This is a genomic window from Streptomyces sp. YGL11-2 (assembly GCF_050054615.1).
GTDB lineage: Bacteria > Actinomycetota > Actinomycetes > Streptomycetales > Streptomycetaceae > Streptomyces.
This window is the reverse complement of the sequence record NZ_JBNHIN010000011.1, coordinates 237,849-242,934: the sequence shown is the minus strand read 5'-3', so window position 1 is coordinate 242,934 and position 5,086 is coordinate 237,849. Positions and strand designations below refer to the sequence as shown.

The window sequence follows — 5,086 nt, the reverse complement described above, 5'->3', positions numbered from 1 at the left end:
GGCCGACACCCTCTTCGGCACCACCAAGGCGGCGGAGAGGAATGAGGAAGTGCGCGGCCTGATCAACGCTGGCCATCAGCGCAACCGGCCCACGCTCCGGGTGGTCGGGCCGGAGCACAAGCCGACGAAATTCCCCACCTTCGCCATGGCGGCGCTCGCCGGGATCGGCGACCTGCCCGACACGGTCATGGACCGGTCGGCGGTCATCCGCATGCGCCGCCGAGCGGGGAAGGAGAAGGTGGCGCACTTCCGCACCGCTCGCGACACCCCCGCCCTGCACGCCATACGTGACGGCCTCGCCGCGTGGTTGAAGCCGCTGTTCCGGCAGGCGATGGACATGGAGCCGGCCATGCCGGTGGAGGATCGCGCTGCGGACACCTGGGAACCCCTGGTGACCATCGCGGACCTCGCCGGCGGCGAGTGGCCCGCGCAGGCCCGCACCGCCTGCCGCATCATGACCGACTACGAGGCCGGACAGGACGAGCAAGGCGGTCTGCGCACGCGCCTCCTGGTCGGCATCCGCCGCGCCTTCGCCGCCGAGAACGACCCGCCGGCACTGCGCACGATGCGGTTGCTGGAGCACCTCAACGCGGACAAGGAAGCGCCGTGGGCGGACTACAGCGCAGACGGTCTGACCCCGCGCGGCCTCCAGATACAGCTGAAGCCCTACGGGATCAACGCGTCCAACCGCCGCTTCCCCGACGGCACCCAGGCCAGGGGCTTCACCCGAACCCAGTTCCTCGACACCTGGGCGCGCTACTGCCCCGAGCCGAAGCCCTCGGCCGGGCCCGTCCAACAGGCCGCCGAGCCGTCGCCCGGCACCCAAGCCTGACCCGCCACGACCCGTACCACCCGTCCCCGCGCAGGTCAGCGCGGGGACGGGTGCCCGACCCGCAACGAGTCGACTCGACATCACCACGCCACTCGTACCTGCTCTGACCAGGCATGCAACGAGTGGTACGAGTCACCGCACCGCACGGCGGCCACCCTCTCGCGACAGTGGCCGCCGCCCGCCCCCACCAGGAGTACCTCCGCTTGACCTCCCACAGCACCACCACGCCCGTCATACCGGGAACCGCCGCGATCCGTGCCGGCATCGCCCTGCTCGCCGCGTTCGCCTTCGCCCTCTCCTACGATGCCCTGCGGCAGATGGCCGTCGCCATCCACATCCGCGGACTGCTCACCTACGCCTTCCCACTCGTGATCGACGGGTTCATCGCCATCGGCGTCGGCGCCCTGCTCATGCTGCGCACCGCCCCGCTGCGCTCCCGCGTGTACGTGTGGGCGCTCGTCGGTGTGGCCACCGTGACGAGCATCTGGGCCAACGCCCTGCACGCCGTACGCCTCAACGAGCAGAGCCACCACGACGATGGCCTCCGGCTCGGCGACCTCACCGTCGGCGCCCTGTCCGCCATCGCTCCGCTCGCCCTCGCGGGAGCGGTCCACCTCTACATCGTCATCCGCCGCCAGCCCTCTCCCCGTCCCCACGGGCCAGGCATCACCAAGAGCCCCTACTTCGTCGGGCACAGCCACAACGGCACCGACAGTGCCAAGCCCACTGTCCCGGTGGGCACCGCTCCCGATGCACCGGGGCCAATCGCTGCCGACGTGGCTCCACGCCCCGGCGACGTGGCTCGGAGTTCCGCCGATGTGGCTTCAGACTCCCCAGACGTGGCCGAGGGCCCTCAGCCCTCCACCGAATCGCAGGACCACGAGGACAGCGAGATCTCCCCCGAACGGCTCGCCATCGCTCGTACTGCACCGCTGGGGCGCAAAGGCCGAGCCTCGCGCCGCCACATCGAGGACACGTTCCGGAGCCAGGACCTGACCATCGGCAGGAAGGAGGCGGACAGGCTGAAGGACATCCTTCAGGCCGAACTCGACGAAGCCGCCGCCCAACAGCAGGCAGAACTCGACGCAGCCCCCGTCGGCGCTGCCTGACCCCTGCGATCACCCCGATCGCCCCACCCTTCCCGCTCACCCCGTGTCCCCGTGCAGACAGCGCGGGGACACGGGCACCGCCTACAGCGGGGCACCCGACACCAGCACCCAAGGAGAACCGGTCCATGCACGACCAGCACCACGAACTCCCCACAACTCAGGAGCAGATGACCCCCACCCCCGTCTCACGCGGAGCAAGTTGTACCGGGAGCAATGCTCCCGGGTCTCCCGCCCCGGGGGTGGCGGAAGCGGTCCGGCGCCAGGGGGCATCGGACCGGCAAGCTGCGGCCGAGGACGGTTCGCAGCCTGGAGGGGAACGGCAGGCCGAGACCCTCTCGCCGAAGCGTCAGCGCGCCCGTCAGCCCAAGCCGCTCAAGCGCCTGCGTCAGCCCAGCTGCCGCATGAACGAGCCCGAGTACGCGCGCTTCACCGCCGCAGCCGCCCACTGCAAGATGACCAACGCCGCCTTCCTCGCCTACGCCGTCGACAAGGCTGCCCGCGACCTGAACCGCACCGCCGCCGAGATCGCCACCGAACGGGAAGTCATCGACGAGATCTTCGCCGCCCGCCGGCACCTGGGCCGCATACACGGCCTCTTCAACCAGGTCGCCAAGGCCCTCAACTCCGGCGCCGACGCGCCCCACCTCGACGCCACCGCACAGGCGGTCCGCGACGCGGCCCGCCGCGTGGAGGACGCCGCCGATGCCCTGCTCGCCCACCGCAATGGCGGCAAGTCAGCGTGATCCCCAGCATCCACAAGCGCGGTAGCGAGACGATCGGCCTGATCCGCTACCTCTACGGCAAGGGCACCCACGAGGAGCACATCGACCCGCACCTGGTCGCCGCCTTCGATCCGCTCACGCCGGACCCCGGCCGCGACCCCGACGCCACCTACGAGCAGCTGCAGCGCCTGCTCGACCAGCCCGTCAACGCCCTGCCCAAGAACCGGCGCCCCAACAAGCACGTATGGCACATCTCCGTACGGGCCAGCCCCGAGGACCCGGTCCTGTCCGACGAGGACTGGGCTGCCATCGCCCGCCGCACGGTCGCCGCCACCGGCATCGCCCCCGACGGCGACGAACAAGCCTGCCGGTGGGCTGCCGTCCGTCACGCCGACGACCACATCCACATCATCGCCACCCTCGTCCGCGACGACGGCCGCCGCCCCCGCCTCCACAACGAAGCCCGCCGCGCCCAGACCGAGGCTCGCCGCATCGAAGCCGACTACGGCCTGCGCCGGGTCACCCCGGGTGACGGCACCGCAGCCAAGCGCCCCACCAGCGCCGAGCGCCACAAGGCCGAACGCCAGGGCCGGGACCGCGCCGCCCGCGAGGAACTGCGCGAGACCGTCCGCCGCGCGGTCGCCGGCGCCGCCTCCACCAACGAGTTCCTCGACCGCCTCAAGAACGCCGGGCTTCTCGTACGCACCAAAGTCCTGCCCTCCGGCGACCTGAAGGGCTACAAAGTCGCCCTGCCCGACGACCGCAACAAGAACAAGGAACCGGTCTACTACGCCGGATCCACCCTCGCCCCTGACCTGTCCCTGCCCCGTATCCAGGAACGCTTCGCCACCGACTCCACCGACCCGGAAACCGCCGACAGCGAGCGGCCGGAACACCCCACCGCGCCCTCGGCACCCGCCGCGGCACGACGCACCACCGCCCACGCGGCTTGGGCAGCACTGCTCGCCCTCGACCACAACAGCGACGACGGCGCAGCAGCCGCCCAGATCGCCGCCACCGGCGAAGTCCTCGACGCCCTTGCCAAGACCTCCGCCCTCCACACCCGCAACGAACTGCGCCAAGCAGCCTGGGAGTTCGAGCGGGCCTCCCGCTCCCACACCCGAGGCGCGTTCCGCCACGCACAGGACCTGCGCCGAGCGGCCCGCGACCTGGTTTACAGCGGGCCCGCGTTCGGCCGGGGCGAGGACGGGGCCGGCACCGCGATGGTCCTCGACATGCTGGTCTTCCTAGCCATAGCCGCCGCTCACTGGCACGCCCAGCGCCACCACACCCAGCAGGCCGAAGCCGCCCACCGGGCCGCCGAACACCTACGAGCCGCCTACCAGCAAGCAGCCGGCGAACCCCTCATCGTGCTGCGCGAACGGGGCCGCCGCATCGCCCCGTCCCTGCGCCGCCACCACGCCACCATCGTGCGCACCGCCCTGCCCGAACTCGCCGAGACCGTCCTGGCCGAGCCCGGCTGGGACGCCCTGGCCGCCACCCTCGCCGACGCCGAACGTGCCGGCCACAACCCCCACAACCTGCTCGCCGAGGCAGCCGCCCACCGAGAACTGGACACCGCCGAATCCATCAGCTACGTCCTCGTCTGGCGCCTGCGCCGCACCGCAGACCTCCCCGCCTACGCCCCGGCAGCCACCCCCACCACAAAGCCCCAGACCACGACGCCCCACCAGAACTCCGCCCACCGGCCGGCACCCGCAACACCACGCGCACACCGTCGCTGACACCGGCCCCAGCACGTCGCAGGCCCGACCGGAAACACCGGCCGGGCCTGCGACGTGTCCAGACGGCCTAACGGTTCACACGGGCTTTCGCCGCCGCCTTCTTCCACGCCGACGAGCACCTGGTACGTGGAGCACGAGACCACCGCGTCGAAGACTCGGCCAACGCCTGGCTTTATGTGTGGAGAGGCGACAGCACATGTCGACGACGGCGAGCAGCGCCCCGTTCCGCGCGGATTCGGTGTTCACGAGTTTTGAGCTCGTAACAGGATCTTGCTGAACGGTCCAGGTTGGGCGTGACTGTTGTGACGATCTGACCGTTCGGGTGTGTGACGACTCGGCCGTGGATCGTGGGCGACGACTTGTGGGTGCTGATCGAGCCGCTGCTGCCGCCCTGGCCCAAGCGGTCGCCGGGGCCAAACCCGGTGCCGGGCCGGCTGTGCTTGCAGGGCATCCTGTATGTCCTGCACCAGGACATCGCGTGGCCGCTCCTACCGCTGGAGCTGGGGTTCGGTTCCGGGCAGACCTGCTGGCGACGTCTCGACCGCTGGCAACAGGCGGGGGTTTTCGAGAAGTTGCACCGCATCCTGCTTGCGAAACTGAACGCGGCGGGTGAGCTGGACTGGTCCCGCGCGTGCGTGGACGGCTCCCGCGTCCGCGCGAAAAGGGGGCGCCGCGCCC

Annotated in this window: 5 protein-coding genes; all 5 read left to right on the top strand. The window is 71.1% G+C overall.

The annotated features are described in order from the left end of the window. Positions 1-832: DUF3631 domain-containing protein (locus tag ACO1BR_RS15870; RefSeq protein ID WP_426795691.1), on the top strand; the 832-nt coding region annotated here is incomplete at its 5' end. Between the two features lie 203 nt (positions 833-1,035). Beyond that, complete coding sequence (locus ACO1BR_RS15865) at positions 1,036-1,941, top strand: DUF2637 domain-containing protein (protein ID WP_426795690.1); 906 nt, start codon at positions 1,036-1,038, stop codon at positions 1,939-1,941. A 401-nt stretch (positions 1,942-2,342) separates the two neighbouring features. Beyond that, positions 2,343-2,684, top strand: a complete 342-nt coding sequence (locus ACO1BR_RS15860; RefSeq protein ID WP_426795689.1) for a plasmid mobilization relaxosome protein MobC — start codon at positions 2,343-2,345, stop codon at positions 2,682-2,684. Further along, complete coding sequence (locus tag ACO1BR_RS15855; RefSeq protein WP_426795688.1) at positions 2,681-4,408, top strand: mobilization protein; 1,728 nt, start codon at positions 2,681-2,683, stop codon at positions 4,406-4,408. The genes ACO1BR_RS15860 and ACO1BR_RS15855 overlap by 4 nt, the downstream gene beginning before the upstream one ends. Positions 4,409-4,752: 344 nt before the next feature. Next, the coding region (locus tag ACO1BR_RS15850) for a transposase (protein WP_426795704.1) at positions 4,753-5,086 on the top strand (334 nt) is incomplete at its 3' end.